Annotated in this window: 14 protein-coding genes; all 14 read right to left on the reverse strand. The window is 66.4% G+C overall.

Annotation, left to right across the window (positions count from 1 at the left end; translation table 11 throughout):
• Positions 1-13: 13 nt before the first annotated feature.
• The gene (locus ACZ6MA_RS19260; RefSeq protein ID WP_469435094.1) at positions 14-838 is read right to left on the reverse strand and encodes a hypothetical protein; all 825 of its coding nucleotides are present in this window, start codon (positions 836-838) and stop codon (positions 14-16) included.
• Complete coding sequence (locus ACZ6MA_RS19265) at positions 828-1,619, reverse strand: hypothetical protein (RefSeq protein ID WP_469435096.1); 792 nt, start codon at positions 1,617-1,619, stop codon at positions 828-830. Before ACZ6MA_RS19265 ends, ACZ6MA_RS19260 begins: the two co-directional genes overlap by 11 nt.
• 8 nt (positions 1,620-1,627) lie before the next feature.
• Positions 1,628-2,686, reverse strand: coding sequence for a hypothetical protein (locus ACZ6MA_RS19270; protein WP_469435098.1), 1,059 nt, complete (start codon positions 2,684-2,686; stop codon positions 1,628-1,630).
• On the reverse strand, positions 2,686-4,182 hold the full coding sequence (locus ACZ6MA_RS19275; RefSeq protein WP_469435099.1) for a Gp37-like protein: 1,497 nt from the start codon (positions 4,180-4,182) through the stop codon (positions 2,686-2,688). The genes ACZ6MA_RS19270 and ACZ6MA_RS19275 overlap by 1 nt, the downstream gene beginning before the upstream one ends.
• Before the next feature lie 10 nt (positions 4,183-4,192).
• Entirely contained in the window at positions 4,193-5,179 is a 987-nt protein-coding gene (locus ACZ6MA_RS19280) for a phage tail domain-containing protein (RefSeq protein WP_469435100.1), read from the reverse strand.
• Positions 5,180-5,196: 17 nt separating this feature from the next.
• A complete protein-coding gene (locus tag ACZ6MA_RS19285; RefSeq protein WP_469435101.1) occupies positions 5,197-11,196 on the reverse strand; it encodes a hypothetical protein in 6,000 nt (1,999 codons plus the stop codon).
• A gap of 8 nt (positions 11,197-11,204) precedes the next feature.
• Positions 11,205-11,594, reverse strand: a complete 390-nt coding sequence (locus tag ACZ6MA_RS19290; protein WP_469435102.1) for a hypothetical protein — start codon at positions 11,592-11,594, stop codon at positions 11,205-11,207.
• Between the two features lie 17 nt (positions 11,595-11,611).
• Complete coding sequence (locus tag ACZ6MA_RS19295; protein ID WP_469435103.1) at positions 11,612-11,890, reverse strand: hypothetical protein; 279 nt, start codon at positions 11,888-11,890, stop codon at positions 11,612-11,614.
• Between the two features lie 93 nt (positions 11,891-11,983).
• Entirely contained in the window at positions 11,984-12,883 is a 900-nt protein-coding gene (locus ACZ6MA_RS19300) for a phage tail tube protein (RefSeq protein ID WP_469435188.1), read from the reverse strand.
• A gap of 72 nt (positions 12,884-12,955) precedes the next feature.
• Entirely contained in the window at positions 12,956-13,303 is a 348-nt protein-coding gene (locus ACZ6MA_RS19305) for a hypothetical protein (protein WP_469435104.1), read from the reverse strand.
• Positions 13,304-13,309: 6 nt separating this feature from the next.
• Positions 13,310-13,699 carry a hypothetical protein gene (locus ACZ6MA_RS19310; RefSeq protein ID WP_469435105.1) on the reverse strand — a complete coding sequence of 130 codons (390 nt, stop codon included), beginning with the start codon at positions 13,697-13,699 and terminating at the stop codon, positions 13,310-13,312.
• Complete coding sequence (locus tag ACZ6MA_RS19315; protein ID WP_469435106.1) at positions 13,696-14,037, reverse strand: hypothetical protein; 342 nt, start codon at positions 14,035-14,037, stop codon at positions 13,696-13,698. Before ACZ6MA_RS19315 ends, ACZ6MA_RS19310 begins: the two co-directional genes overlap by 4 nt.
• Positions 14,037-14,234 carry a hypothetical protein gene (locus ACZ6MA_RS19320; protein WP_469435107.1) on the reverse strand — a complete coding sequence of 66 codons (198 nt, stop codon included), beginning with the start codon at positions 14,232-14,234 and terminating at the stop codon, positions 14,037-14,039. Before ACZ6MA_RS19320 ends, ACZ6MA_RS19315 begins: the two co-directional genes overlap by 1 nt.
• 133 nt (positions 14,235-14,367) lie before the next feature.
• Positions 14,368-14,670, reverse strand: a complete 303-nt coding sequence (locus tag ACZ6MA_RS19325) for a hypothetical protein (RefSeq protein WP_469435108.1) — start codon at positions 14,668-14,670, stop codon at positions 14,368-14,370.
• Positions 14,671-14,685 lie beyond the last annotated feature (15 nt).

Consider the following 14,685-nt stretch of genomic DNA (forward strand, 5'->3'; position numbering starts at 1 on the left):
CGTTGCCATGTGATCACCCCAATACCGTGGTGGTGCCGAGTACGGACGCTGAGGTGTCGCCGAGAATCCAGGTCGGCCGCCCGTCGTTGATCCCCCGCACCTGGATGCTCGCGCAGGCGGCGGAGGCGGCGGTGGTGTCGAGAACGAGTTCCCCCGGGGAGCTGCCCGAGCCGGGGGTGTCGGCCGCGAGGAGACTGACGTCGAGGGTGCCGAACTGCCCGAGCTGCTCCGCCCGGGGCAGGACCCCGGCAGGCCACGCGTAGCCGGTGAGATCCACGGACTCCGCCAGGACGAGAAACACAGTGGTGAAGTCGCCGGCCGACGTCAGCGGCAGGCGGTTCACGCCGTCATACTGCCGCACTTCCTGAACGGGGGCCGACGGTGTGCTGGAAGTGTCCCCGCCGCGGTAGATCAAATTCATCGTCGTCGCGCTCATGCTGCCCGAAACCTGCCACACGACATCACCACCACGCCCGTCGTACGGCCACACGGCGACCGCGATCCAGTGGCCCGAGCTGAGCTGGTGGGCCTGGGCGACGAAGCCGCCCGGTGAGACGAGCTGCGGCGTGGCGGTAGCGGCGCAGACCGACACCACGACATCGCTCACCCGTACCGGCGGCAGAGGGCCGCCGACGTAGTCCGCACGGCCGAAGAGGCCCGAATTTGACGCGGCGTACGCGGGAAACGGTACGGCCGCCGGGGGCTTCGCCTGCCACGCCTCACCGTCGAAGAACCGCACGGCCGGCTCCACCCAAGATTTTCCGTCCCACACCCGCCTGACGCCCTCCACCCATGCCGTGCCCGCCCACACCATGACCGGGGTGTCACTACGAGCCATAGGCCACCCACACATCTCCGACGCGGGGGTTAGCGGGAGCGGCCGGGCCGGAGAACAGACGGGCACCGCCGATGTTCGGCGCCGATATGGTGCCGCTGGCCTCGACGCGCCCATCGCCCCGGACGCGGAACACCGTGGGGTCCGTGCCAGCCCGGCCCCGGGAGACGCTCAGGGCCGTGCTGTTCTCGGCCGCCCCCTCGTACTGCCCGATAGCCACCGGAACATGAGGCCCGATCGGATCGACCAGGACGGCGCCGTTGCTCTGGACGCGGGTGAACTCCGTGTAACCGGACGGGGTCCGACTCTCGGTCTCCAGCCGGATCACGTTGCCGAGCGCGTCACCGCCCGCGCTGTCGACGTCCGGCACCGTGAAAGAGGACCAAGTGGCCCCCTTCTCCACCGTGAGGCGCGCTCCGCGCCGGGGAACGTACGCGTTGAGCTGGCTGTCCGTGTACGCCATCGAGCCGTGCGGGTCGAGAGCCTCAGTGTGGCCCTTGTACCGCTCACCCAGATTCGAGGAGGTGAGTTTGACCCGCCCTACACCGAAGTCCGCCCACAGGGCCTCGCGGCCGTCCGCAGGCCCCCAGATCGGCGGGACAACGCCCCGTTCGTCAGCGACGAGTTGGACGATGGGTGAGCCGTTGATGTCGACCAGATCGGTGACCTGGGCGGCGCCCTCGTCCGGCCCGTCCCAGACAAGGCCCACGCCGCCGGGGACGCGCACCCCGGCTTCGTTCTCGGCGACATCAGCAGGTGTGCCACCGAACAAATTGCGTTCCATGACGCCCCCTAGTTCGCGGTTTCGTAGGTGCCGGAGAAAACGACTGAGCTTCGGCGGGGAATGATCAGAAGATGGTCCAGGCCCTCGCGCACATTCTCATTCGGGTAGAGAATCTTCACAACATTGGTGCGGTTCCCGATATAGGACATGCCCTTGAGGTCCACATAATTAGGCAGACCGCCCGCGTAACTGGCGTTGAGCATGGATCCGCTGAACGCCTGCCCGATGTCAGGCGTCGGGTTGACCGGCAGGGTAAACCCGAGCGGCCCGTTGCCCGACTGCTTGATATCCGTATTGGTCGTGTTATCGATGTCGACCGAGAAAAATACCGTGCTCGGAGCAATCCACCGCCAGATTCCCCGGTAGAGGATGCCGGACGGCAACTTGCCAGAATTGGCGATCTGCGGGACATAAGACTTCGGCTCTCCGAGATGTCGCGTGATGACGTAGCCATCCCGCCCCTTGAATGCCTCGTACTGCCCGTCATTGGAATTGCTGTCAAGGTCGTACACGAACGTACCCACGGGGACGTGCTGGGCTGTCGGGGTGGCATTCCACGGCGCCGCAACAGGTGCGGGCATGTCGTACGGGGCGCACGCGGTGACGGTGATCGCCCCGTCCTTCGCGGGCACCAGGACCTCGTGCAGCACGAGTTCCCACCGCTGACCGGGGGTGCGCTGCGGCCGTGGGGCAATGGGAGCCTTCGACGGCTGGCCCTTGACCACCACCATGTTCGCCGAGCCCCGCATCAGGTCGACGCGGACGACGATGGTGTCCCGGCGCGGATTCTCCGTGGGGTTGGCCTCCACATCCACGGTGAGGGCAGCATCATTCCTGTAGTAGAAGCCGCCCACCCAGGCCGCGCCCGGCTTCAGTTCCACCATGCGCCCATTGATGACCCGGGTCGAGAACGGCAGCGCCCCAGACTGGTAGGAATTGTTCGTCAGTTGGAAGTCAACTCGGTCACCGCCCCAAAGCTTCGCCATGTCTTGCCAGTCGAGCTGTGACACGGTTTCCCGGCCGCCGCTGCCACTCCTTTGAGTAAAAGGAAAGCTGATCTCTGCCATTACATCCTCGATTCCAGCCGCCGGAGTTTTTCCTTCATTTCCCAGACAGTCCTGTACAGGTTGAGCGGTTCACCCGTCCCCTGATCACCGATCTTCGGCGTGACGGACTGGACCCGGCCCCCGTCCTCGACGGAGATGTTCACTTCCTTGACAACTTCCTGGTACTCCTGGCCGTCAGCAGTGACAGTGACGACATCCCCGACGAAATAATCCCGCCCGAATTTGCACTGCTCAGTGTCGATCGGGTAAATCTGAAAATGCCCCGACTTCTCGCCCTGCTTGAGGGCTTGGGCGGCGGCGTCCTCCACGGCCTTGACGTAGTGGGCAAGGGCCGCGTCCTTGGCAGCGGGAAGGGCCGCTGCCACACCTGCCTGCGCGGCTGCCTCCAGGGCCTTCGCCTGGGACAGGGTGGATGCCGCGGCGGCCTTCTCCTGGTCCGTGGTGGCGGTCCGCACTTTCTGCTCCGCGTCGGCAACGGCCTTCGCTGCTGTGGCTACGGCCGCCTTCGCTTCGGCGAGCTGAGGCGTCCACTCCTTGCCATCCGGGCCGGCCCCCAAATCCTCCGTACCGTCAGCGCCCTTCTTGACGATCAGCTCCGGCTTCCCATCGCGCCCCGTCCTCAAGGGGATGTCCCGGCGGTCTACGAGCTGCTCGCGCAGGATCGCCCATTGCTGCTCGCCTTCGGCGTCAACCTGCTGGTAGAGGTACCGGTCGCTGCCCTCGCCCTGGCAGGCGACGATGGCGCGGGTAACCGTAGGGGCCTTGAGCTGCCATTCGAATTGCTTGAGGTTGCCGAGATCCTGGGAGAAGCGGACGGAGGCGGACAGGTCGCGGCACTCGAAGATGCGCAATTCCACTTTCTTGGAGGCAGGGCTCCACACGAAGCGGTAGCCGATGCGCTTGTCCTTCAACCACGTCTCATATTTCGACCCGAGGTTGTCAAACCGGAGGGTGTCCGGCGTCGCTGGTCCCACCGGGGCGTTCGCCCCCACCACCAGGGCCTCCACCTTGCGGTCGGGCAGGGCGCGCGAGCCGAACGCCATGTCCGCCTCATTCCACAGGAGTTGTCCGAGGGGCCCGCCAGTTGGACGGGTGCCCTGGCCCGCGTACTGCTGGGCGAGGGGCAGAACCACCTGGCCCGTGCCCGTTCCGGTTGTCGCGGGGAAGGCGAGGAAACCGTAAGGCAGGTCGCTGTCACATTTTCCGCCGACGAACACGGAGCCGGCCGCGGTGTGCTGGTCCACGGTCCAGTAACGCTCGAAGGCATCGATCTGCCCGGAGAACACAGGCTCTGGGATGCCGTCCTGATAGATGACGATGCCCCGGCCCTGCGCCAGCAGACCTTCCTGGTAGGTGCCGCTCTTGACGAGGAGTTGCCAGGTGCCCGCCGCGTTGAACCGGAGCGTGAAATCCAATTTGATCCACGTATCGATCTCGCCCAGGATCCACCGCTCGCCCCCCTGGGGTGCGCTCCGGACAAAGACTCGGTAGCCCATGCGCCTCCTCCTAGTAGGACTTGTAGCGGGGCCGGAAAGACAGCCGCAGCGCCGCGGCCCCGCTCCCGGGGGCCATCTCTACGGACACCCGCGAGTTTCCCGGGGGCACGGCCCACAGCTGAGGATTCGCCGCCAGGCGCGGCCAGTAGTTGGCCCCCCGGTCGTCCTGCAGGGTCTTATAGCCGGGTCGCGTATCGATGGTCAGCGTGCGCCCTGCGGGCACCGCCTCCTCAGCGGAAGGCGCGATGGCGAACGACTTCTCCCTCATGGAGAAGGTGAACGCCCGCACGGGCCCCTTCAACTCCCACACGGGCCACGCTTCGACGCTTCCAGGGTTGTGGACGGTGAGGTCGGGAGTCGAAACAAGGCCCTGTTCCAGGCGGAGCGGGAAGAATGCTTTGCCGGTCGACAGGAAGGCTTCTCCTTGCCCGAACGTCCACTCGGCGACCTGCATGGAATCCGAGTAGTAGAACGGGTCAAAGGCGGTGAGCTGGAGCCCGTACCGGGCCCAGCGGAACCCCGCCGAGTCCTCCCCTTCATCCCCTTCGACTCCGCCCTTGTAATAGCAGGTCAGGTAACGGGGCCGGGAATCGGATTCCTCGAACTTCAGGACGCAGTAGCCGTTGGCGGGGTCGAGGGCCTCAAGCAACCGGTCCCTGAGATGCCGGAGGCTGCGGCGGTCGATGCCGTGCAGGTAGACCGGAAGCATCACCTCACGCTGTGCGTACCGCGAGGAACGGAAGATGGACCCGTCCAGGTTCGGGCTGGCGTCCGCGCGCAGTTCCACCGGGGGCATGGTCAGCCCCTGGGCTCCGGGCAGCATCATCAGTGCCGGCCAGTCCTTGCCCTGCGAACCGGTGAGGGGGATCTCCTCCCCCTCACCGTTCGCGCCACGGATCGAGACGTAGGTGTATCCCCACTCCGCAGGGACCGGCGGCTGAGGCCGGTCAGGTCTCGGCTGCTCGGTCACCTGGTTCTCTGTTGCCGGAATGGGCATACGCGCCCCCCTTTCTTCTAGTAGCCGGCCATGACCTCTGCTGTGCGCATCGCGCGCAGGACGGCCTGCGTGGTGTCCTCGCTCTTGGCCTCGTGGATGTGGATCTCGTAGCGACGCCCGGACAGCATTCGTTCGGTGTCCCGGTCGTTGTAGACCCGCTCGCCGCCGCCGAAATTCACCAACTCCGGGCCGCGCTCGCCGACCATCGCCAGGCCGGCTGTCGCCGACTTGGTGCCGGTCCAGTAGCCGCGCGTCCCGCCGAGAGCAGCACGCCACCCGGACCCGTACCGGTCGATTGCGTAGGAGAGACCGGCGTACAGGGAAGCGAGCGGGTTGAGCTGGCCAAGGCCCTTGTAGGGCCCGGCATAGGCGTTGAACGTGGACCCGATCACCTGGAGGAGACCCTTCGACGGGTCGCCCGCCTTGGCATTGCTGTCCCAGTTGTTGACCGCGTTCGGGTCACCGCCCGATTCCACGCCGATCCGGTGCAGCACCAGAGGGATATCCGCGAGGGAAATCCCACCCCGGCCGCCGAGTTCACCAATGACCCGCTCGACCAGGGGCCGCCACCGGTTCACCGCGTCCCCGGTCAGCCCGGCGTACTCCCCGGCACCGGACGTGAACTGCGGCAGGGAGCCCGGCCACGGGTTGAGGAAGGGGCCCTCGCCCGCACCCGGGGCGCCCCCGCGGGGACGCAAGGCTCCATCGGCGCGGTTGCCGTACCCGAGTTGGCGGCGGATCGATCGGGACTCGTTGCCGCCGACCGTTTCGAGGGCCGATCCCTGCTTGCCGGTGGCGATGTCGATGTGACCCCAGTCGCCGGGGCCGTAACCCCGGTAGACCATGAGGTCACCCGGCCGCGCTGCGGCGGTCGGGACCATCCCCATTTTTTCCACCCACGTGGCTACCGCCGGCCACCGGTTGCCCGGCGTCCCCGTCGGCGAATTCCCGTACGCGGCGTTGGCACGGGAGTGATCAACCACCCACGAGACAAAATCGGCGCACCACGACTCGTAGCCGCCACCGATGTACTTCTGGCCGGACATGTCGCCGGACTTCGCCTCTTGGAGGGCGAGCTTGACGACCTGGCCGCCACCGCCGGTGGCGTGCTCGTCAGCCCACCGACCCCACGCGGAAAGCCACGGCTCCGCCTTGCTGAACGCTCCCGCGCTGAGCTGGCCGGCCTCCCCGAACTTCGAGCCGATGGACTTCAAATGCGGCGTGATAGCCGCGTCCCAGCCCTTGTGAACGGCCTCCTCGTATCCGGCGAACGGATCGTCCTGGTGCTGGCGGACCCACGACCCGCCGTCGCCGACGATGCCGCCGTTCGCGAAGACGCTCCCGCCCCTCCGAGCCTGCTCGTTCCACCGCAGAATCGTTTCTCTACCGAGGGCGCGAACAACCTCGGGGCGGAGAATGCCCTCGCCTTCGCTGAGCATGGCGGGGACGGTGTCGATGCCCGGCCGGTAGCCGGGGACGATGCCGCCCGTCGAGTAGTGCACGGGGGCCAGCGGTGCCGACGTCCCGGCCAGCTTGGCCATCTCCGACATCATCGGAACTGCGCCCGAGTTGTAGGGGCCGGAGGTGGTCCTCCTGGTGGAGCTGTCCACAGCCGCCATGGCCGTCCCCCACGCTTCGGCGATGCGCGTGCTGGAGGTCTCGAAGAACCGCCTCGTGCTGTCCAGGCCGGACCGGAGCCGGCCGAATGAGTCGAGCACGCTCGACGTGGACGAGACCACCTGGGACTGCACCGCGCCCCAGTTGGCGCGGTTGGAATCCCGAAACGCGGACACAGCGCCCGACAGGGGGCCGGACAGGTGGCTGGCCCAGCGCTGTTGAGCGGGCCTGATCTGCCCATCCACCGCCTGACGCACCTGGGCGCCCACATCCGCCCACGAAGCGGCCGATGCCGTCTGATGCGCGCGCACCGCGGCCGTCATCGAGGACAATGCGTCCTCGATCCGCTTGGCCGCCGCCTCGAAAGCACCCGCGTCTGGGACCGGTGTCACAGCCTGGTCCGGCTGGGCCTGCGCAGTGGCCGGTGTGCCGGTCCGGGCCTGATGGTTCAGCCCCAGCACCGCCCGGTAGCCCAGCGACCGCACAGCGTCCGGACGGAGGATCGCCTCACCCGGGCTGAGCATCGCGTGAACGCGGTCGTTCCCCGGTGAATAGCCCGGCACGATCCCGCCCTGAGCGAATTCGAAAAGACCCTCGCGATTGGGCATCATCTCCTGTGCGCGGGCGTAGAAGCTGTTCCAGACCTCCGCGGCGAACTCGCTTGGGTTTGAGGTGAGTTGCTCGACCATTTCCAGCATCGAACGGACGTTGGCGAGCACACCGTTGAACAGTTCCTTGAGAGTCGAGATCGCCTCGTCTAGGACACTCGCAGGGTTTGATATCAGATCCTTAGCGAGTGATCCGAGATTCTTGACAAGACCCACGACCCCGCCAACGAGGTCCTTGATCATCTCGAACAGCTTGCTCGGACTGAGAAGGTCCTTGGTGAACTCCGCTCCTCGTTCGAGGATATTCCCGTCGCCCTTCCACACGTCATCCCAGAAAAGCTGACCGGCAGTCGGGGCCACAGCTCCGGCGGCAAGGCCGACGAGCTGACCGACACCTGTGGGAGCAACCTTCAAGAACTCCGGCAGCCGCTCGAACATGAAATCCCGCAGATTTCCGAAGCGGTTGTTGGCTGCCTGGCCCGACGTGTCACCGCCGATCCGGGCACCCCAGTGCCGCACGTTGGTACCGGTTTCACCGCCGATACGGGCTCCGGCGGCGGCCATGCCGATTCCTGACCCGAAGGTGTCAGCAGCGGGCTTGAAGTCGATAGACCCGTACAGCTCATCGAGGATGCTCATGGGCCAGCGCCCACCGCCGCTGGCCTTTCCCGCGATGCCGCCCCTGGCGAATCGGGACAGGCGGCCACGGGCCGCCGCGGCATTCCAATGGTTGATGGTGTGCTCGCCGAGCCGGGCTGCTACCTCCGGCCGGAGAATGGCCTCACCCGGCGACAGGATTGCAGGGATGGAATCGACACCCGGGGCGTATCCGGGCAGGACGCCGCCGAGTGCCTTCGCTGTCCGGCCCCGGCGACCGCCCTTCTTGTCGTCACCGCCGCCTCCACCGGTGATCTGGTTGACATTGTCGATGTTCCCGCCCAGCCGCTTGCCCTCATCGGCTGCGGATTCCAGCGCCTTTTTGAGGCTGTTGACGGACGCGGTAGTCCCTGAGACCCGCTTCTTGGCCAAGGAGTCGAAGCGTGCATTAACCGTGCTCAGCTTGCCCGCCACACCATCGGCCGCGGCGTGCAGGCTATTCCCCCCACCCGCAAGGTTGTTCCGCAGTGTTTTGACGGACTTGCCGTTGAGCGTCGTCATCCGCTCGATGGCTTCCTGAACAGCCCGGCGGAACTCGTTCGCCTTCGGGGTGGACCAACTGAATTCCTGACGGAGCGCCGCTAGCGGCTTCGCGTTCAGGTCACCCACAGCAGAAGTGACGGCCTTGATCTTTGCCTCGGCCGTTTCCGCCCTCTGTGCGAGGAAGCCGACCTCTTGGCGGACACCGCCAGTCGTGCGGGCGTTCAGCTCCCGCAGCTCGTTGGCGGCCTGCTGGATCTTCTGGCGGGCGTCCTGAGCCGACGCGGCGAGACTGCGGCCGGCGGTCCCACCGAGGGCGTTGATAGCCGGATCGATGCTGACCCCGTTGACCGAACGCAACTCCGCTTTGAGGGCCTTGATCTTCTCGTCCAGGGCCCGCAACGCCTGCTCGGCCTGCCCAGTGTTGACCCGGATGTCATCGGCCCTGCTGTCCTGCCCCCGCGCCCGATCCAGGCCCCGCTGTGCCAGGTTCCGGCTGTCACCGCCGCGCAGCTCGGTGCGCTTTTCCTTCCAGGATTCCCGGAATCCGCCGCCTGCGCGGGCACCTTGAACACCCGCTACGAGCTGCCGGGTGATGCGCGTTCCGCCCCTGGCACCCCTGACAGCGCCACGGGCGATTCCCAGGGCCGGAGTCATCAGCTTGAAGAGCTTGCCGAAAAGCTTGCTCAGCAGGCCGATACCGAGGAGGAACGGGGCCGTGACAGCAGCGATCTTGCCGACCGTGAGAACAGCGTCGCGGAAGCCGGGATGGTCCTGAAGGAAACCTACGGTGGACTTGATCCACCCGGTGAAGGTCTTCAGGACCGAGAAGAATTCTTCAAGCACCTCGCCGGCCATCGGCAGGGCCTTTTTGCCCAGGGCCTTGGCGTCATTGAGCATGCCGCCCTTGTAGTCGTACTGGACGTTGCCGTTCTCGTCCTTGACGACCTCGCCGGTCTTCTTGTCCCGGCGGGGAGTCTTCGTGCCCATGATGGTCTGGCCGAGACCGGTGTATTCAAACTGGCCGTCCTTGCCCTCGCGCATGAAGAGCCGCTGAAGGGCGACCTGACCGGACTCCTTCATCTGGCCGATACGGCCGGAGATAGTGGCACCCGACATGCGGGCCGCCGAGCCCTTGATCCCGTTGCTGCCCTTGGACCACCGCTTCAGCAGAGCGTCAACGAATTCTGTGCCCTGAAGACCGCCAGTCTCCTTCGCGTTCTGCATGAACTCATACATTTTCGCGGAGGCATCTTGCCGCTTGCCGTGCTTGTCCTGGCCGTCCTTGAAACCCATCATCAGGGCCAAGTCCTGGGCAGGCATGCCCACCGCGCGCTCAAACTGCTTCAGGTTGCGCATCGGGATGCGGCCCATGTCCATGATGACTTCCATGGCGTACATGCCCTGCCCGACAAGGGTCGGGTCCATGATCCCGCCGAAAGCCGCCGAGTCGCCGATCATCTCGACCACATCGCCGGACTTCTTCGCTACCCTCGCCGAACCCGCCTTTTTGCGCTCGGGATCATCGGACCGGAAATCACGGTCATGGGCACCGATCGCACGGGCATACCGTGTCCCGTACTTCTGCATATCCTGAAGGGAATACGGAGTCGCGATAGCGTACTTCTGCATTTCCTTGAGCATGCCGGTGACATCTTTGATTTCCAGGCCCATGCCCCGCAGGCCGGTCTGCGCCTGCATCATCGAGTCCGCCGACTTCACACCCACCGTGGTGAGGGCGGCCGACAGCAGGCCCACCGGTCCCACCAGGCTGTGAGTGATCAGCCGACCCGTCTCGGTGGCCCGGGTACCGAAGGTCTCCACCGACCGGCCCGCCGTTCCCCAGCCGGCGTTGAACCGCTGGAAAAGGGAGCCACTGGCCGTGGCCAAGCCGGTCAGGGCGGCACGGTTCGCTGCGATCTGGTCTTGCAGGACGCGGCGCTGGGCCTGAGCCGCAGCAACCTGCCCCCGGAGGTCGGCACTTCGGGCCGCCGCCAGCTCCCGCAGCACCTGCCGCTCCATGCGGGCCGAGTCCTCAAGCGCCGCCCGGCGCGCCGCCCCCGCACGATGGGCCGCCTGGGCCTGCGCGGTAGCGCCCTCCTCGCTCGCCCGCACCTTCTCCGCCTCGGTGCGGCGATACGCCGCGAGGTCCTGGCGGTAGGCCGCCAGCAGCTCCGTTGCCCGACGCCGGGCCGTCCGGTCCTGCACCTGGGCCCGGTCGAGGTCAGCACGCGCCATGCCCTCCGACGACTGACGGTGCAGCCGCAGCGCGGTTGCCGCTTCCCGGGACAACCCCCGCGTGCGCTCCTCCGACGCCTCCAAGAGCTGACGCGCACGCTTGGCCACCTGGGCGCCGTGCGTCCGGGTCAGCTCCTGCTCCACCCGCGCGTACCGGGCGGCCTCGGACTCCCGGACCTTCTGGCGGGCGCGGGCACCCTCCTCGCTCTCCCGCGTCACCGCCTTCTGCGTCTGGGCGGCTGTGGCCACCGTCGCCCGGGAGAGACCCGCGCCGAGAGCGGCACCAGCGTCCCGCCCGGCCAATCCCATAGCGGTGCTGAAAGCAGCGCGCATCCGCGCGACGGCCTCACGGTCAAGGTGGGGCTCGACGGAGATATAGCCGCTGCCGACCTTGATCGCTGCGCGGGGACCGGCCATGCCGCCTCCTAAAGGTTGTTCATGTGCGAGAAGAAGGCGGAAAGCTCGTCACCACTGGCAAAAACCGCGGGCTCGACAGGGAGTGAGGCAGGGGCATGACCGGGACGAAGGACCGGTTCGGGAAGCTCCAGACCCTCCGCCTCGGAATTGGCCCTGATGAAGAGGTAGTTGGCGACTTCGGCCGCGTCACTGACGCGTGCTATCAGGTGATCGGTCACCGACCACGCCGCAGATTCGTCGACCGCAGCGAGGAAAACAGAGCGTCCCGGCTTTTTGATCAGGGACTGAATCAGCACATGAACACGGCGAAGGGAGAGCCGCCCGCGCCACAGGTCCAGCAGATCAACCCGGAAGAACTCTTGGAAGTCTGCTTCGAGTTCATTGGAGAAGTCCCGCACGGCGTGGGCGGCACCGATCAGTTTCCCTGGTCACCGAAACCGGCTGCGGCAGATACCTTCTCCGCGAACGCCTGGAAGTCTCGGATGGTGGCGCCCGTCTTCTTGTAGGCGTCCCACTGATCGCCCAGGATGAGGTGGATGGCCTCGATCTCGTCATCCGCCTCCAGAATGCCTACGGGAAGATCCAGAGGGGCCGGGACGGTGTACGTGACGCCGTTGTGCTCGAAGGTAGTCGGCTCGTCTCGGGCCTCCGCCTTCTTCGCAGCAGAGTCGGCGGCAGGGGTGGCAGCAGTCATGAAAACTCCAAGAGGGCATGAAAAGGCCCCTGCGAAGGGGCTGGAGGGTGAGGTCTGTGCGCCGGGGGCCTCAGCTCGCCTGGCGAGGGATCGTTACTTCGGGGCGGGCCTGGTCGTGACAGTCAGAGAACCGGCCTGTGCCTCCACACCCGCGACGCCAACCTTCACCGTGTAGACGCCAACGGCCGCGTCAGGGGCGACGCTGATCGTCGTGGTGACGTTGCCCTGGTCATCAGTTGAGACCTGCGCAGCGGTGACCTTGCCCTCGGAGGGGCCGCTGATCACCACGGCGGCCGGCTTGCCCGGGGCGAAGTGCTCACCGGTCAGGACCACGGACCCACCCTGGTCGGCAGAGTTCCCCGAGAGGCGGGCCGCCGCGGGCTCGGTGACGGGCATACCCGACTCGTGCAGGTCGTCATTGGTCAGGAGGTAGCCGAGATTGCCGTTGTAGTCCAGAGCCTCAATAGTCAGCTCGAACTTTCCGTTTTCGGCGCGCTGGAGCTGAATGGCACCGCGATCGGAGATCATGGCCCGGCCGATGACACACCGGTACTGAACCTTGCCCTGTGACCAGTCCACAACCAGGGTGATTTCGTTCAGGTCCGGCGTCGACTTGAGATCGAGCCGGAATAGACCGGGCTTCTCCTTGGACTCAACCCACTTAGCACCGAAGAAGAGTTCTGTGGTCATCTTCGAGGTCTCCATCAGGGTGGCCTTGACGGAGAAGGAAGCGCCCTTCACGTTGTAAAGCACAGGCACAGCGCTCTGCCAGACCTTCACCGGGTCGGTCTCAATCGACGGCGTGATGGTGACGCCACCCTCATCGACATAGCCGAGCTTGTTGTACGGAAGGCCCAGACTATCCAGGCTGGTTGGGAGAACCGTACCGGCGCCCGGGGAGTCGCTGATGCGGGGGGCCGGGGCGACAAACAGTGCACCGTTCGGTGCGAAACGGATCTTCTGCGGGTTGCCGGTCTCAATGGGAGTGGAAATAAGGACTCCTTCAGAAGGGAATGAAGAGGCCCCCGGGGCAGGGGGCGGAGAGGGGTTGTGTAGGCGGGGGAGTCAGCCGGTGGCCCAGGTGATCGACCCGATTTCCGGCGGCCCAGGCGCGACGTAAGGAACCGGAGGAGTGAAGTACGGGGCGCTCCACTGGGACTCTCCGCCGTCCATGCGGATAATCTTCGCGCGGACCTGGAAGAAATCACCCTCGGTGAAAGGGCGGCCATACGCCTCGGATGTGAGAGTGAAATTCGTAGCCGGCCAGTCCTGGCCCGTCGCGATGACCCGTACCCGCTCTGCGGGCGGGGTGTCAGGGTGGGCGTTGAGACGGGTGATCTCCAGGACGATTTCCGTTCCCGGCGTGCCGGCCATGGTCATCCCGGGGAAATCGAACTGCATGGCGCTGGGCATGTGGGGTTACTCCTCGATGTAGGACACGGTGACCTCGCCGCCGTAGCAGTGCTCGCGGGACGTGGTGTCCGGGAGGTATCTGGGGGTGTCGATGTCGGCCACGTCCAGGACCAGGACCCCGGCGAGAGACCGGCCGGGCAGGTCTTCCAGAAGCGCCTGCCGGACCTGGTAGGCCAGAGTGGCTGCGGACTCGCGGTCCTGGGCGTACACGTCGTACTCAATGTCCGCGCGGTCCATCCGGTGGCGGATGGCGCGGACGCCGCCGGAGTGGGCGAGGTACACCGTCGTGTCGCCGGGCTCGCGGCCCACCAGGTCGCCGGTTACGGCACCTGGGGGTAGACCGGTGAGGCATTGACGGAGGTGGGGGACGAGGAAGGCGACGGGGTCTTGGGTCACTCGACCTTCGCCCGCGCCAGCGCCTCTTTGAGGAAGTGTCGGCCGGGCTGGCGGCCCCCCTTCCTGTCCGTCCACCCGCGTTCCTGGAGCATGGTGTGGCGAACCCGGGGGTCGTCCTCGATGGTGACGTTGCCGTACCACCCCCACGTGTCGACATCGATGTGTGCCTCGATGTTGCGTTTGGAGGAGTTCCAGTGGTCGTGGGCTGAACGGCGCGGGGTCGCCTTGATGGCGGCGCCCGCGAGCTTCCCGGTATGCAGGGCGACGGCGTCCCGGGTTTCGGTGGAGCGGAAGATTTCGTACTCCCACCCGCGGTGCAGCACGAGTTTGACGGTCATCAGTGCATCGCCCTCCAGATGTGAACGCGGGTGTGCCGTAGACGGCCGTGTGGCCAGCGCATCGGCTCGCCGTCGACCTCGAAGAGGTGGCCCCGGTAGCGGATGCGGTCGAGGGAAGAGAGCGGGGCACCGATCGGCAGGTACACGCGCAGCCGCTCTCGAGCGGTCTCCCGCGCGGGGGACCGGACCTCAGGCATGTCGTCCGGCTGGACGTGGGCTAGGCCGGCCCACACGACAACGGCCTGAGACCAGTCGCGGCTACGGGTGTAAGTGCCCTCCGAGATCGGGGCGGTGAGGATTTCGACAGGATCGGTGAACCGGATCGGACGCTCACCTCACCAGGGGGATCGAGCCGAGCCGTGGCCGGTACCGCTGCAAAGAGGCCCGCGCCGCCGGGGAAAGCGTCTGTGCCGACGCCGTTGCCCCGTACTCGACCTGCATGTCCCCGGTGCGCTCGGAGACGATGCCGGGCTGCACGGACAGCCAGCGAATCACCTCCGAGCACAGAACAGCCCGGATGGCGAGGGCATCTTCGGTGTAGCGGCTCCCGCAGTACTCCCGCAGTAGCGCACTGGCATCCGCGATGAACGCCTGCACTCGCGGCTTCTCGGACTCCTCGAACGTCCGGCCCATCCGGACCTCGATATC

The organism is Streptomyces sp. NPDC042259, assembly GCF_055582085.1.

What these genes read in the sequence shown, in the direction of transcription:
- ACZ6MA_RS19260 (WP_469435094.1), bottom strand. Translation starts at nt 838, where the DNA reads ATGGCTCGTAGTGACACCCCGGTCATGGTGTGGGCGGGCACGGCATGG.
- ACZ6MA_RS19265 (WP_469435096.1), bottom strand. Translation starts at nt 1,619, where the DNA reads ATGGAACGCAATTTGTTCGGTGGCACACCTGCTGATGTCGCCGAGAAC.
- ACZ6MA_RS19270 (WP_469435098.1), bottom strand. Translation starts at nt 2,686, where the DNA reads ATGGCAGAGATCAGCTTTCCTTTTACTCAAAGGAGTGGCAGCGGCGGC.
- ACZ6MA_RS19275 (WP_469435099.1), bottom strand. Translation starts at nt 4,182, where the DNA reads ATGGGCTACCGAGTCTTTGTCCGGAGCGCACCCCAGGGGGGCGAGCGG.
- ACZ6MA_RS19280 (WP_469435100.1), bottom strand. Translation starts at nt 5,179, where the DNA reads ATGCCCATTCCGGCAACAGAGAACCAGGTGACCGAGCAGCCGAGACCT.
- ACZ6MA_RS19285 (WP_469435101.1), bottom strand. Translation starts at nt 11,196, where the DNA reads ATGGCCGGTCCCCGCGCAGCGATCAAGGTCGGCAGCGGCTATATCTCC.
- ACZ6MA_RS19295 (WP_469435103.1), bottom strand. Translation starts at nt 11,890, where the DNA reads ATGACTGCTGCCACCCCTGCCGCCGACTCTGCTGCGAAGAAGGCGGAG.
- ACZ6MA_RS19305 (WP_469435104.1), bottom strand. Translation starts at nt 13,303, where the DNA reads ATGCCCAGCGCCATGCAGTTCGATTTCCCCGGGATGACCATGGCCGGC.
- ACZ6MA_RS19315 (WP_469435106.1), bottom strand. Translation starts at nt 14,037, where the DNA reads ATGACCGTCAAACTCGTGCTGCACCGCGGGTGGGAGTACGAAATCTTC.
- ACZ6MA_RS19320 (WP_469435107.1), bottom strand. Translation starts at nt 14,234, where the DNA reads ATGCCTGAGGTCCGGTCCCCCGCGCGGGAGACCGCTCGAGAGCGGCTG.
- ACZ6MA_RS19325 (WP_469435108.1), bottom strand. Translation starts at nt 14,670, where the DNA reads ATGGGCCGGACGTTCGAGGAGTCCGAGAAGCCGCGAGTGCAGGCGTTC.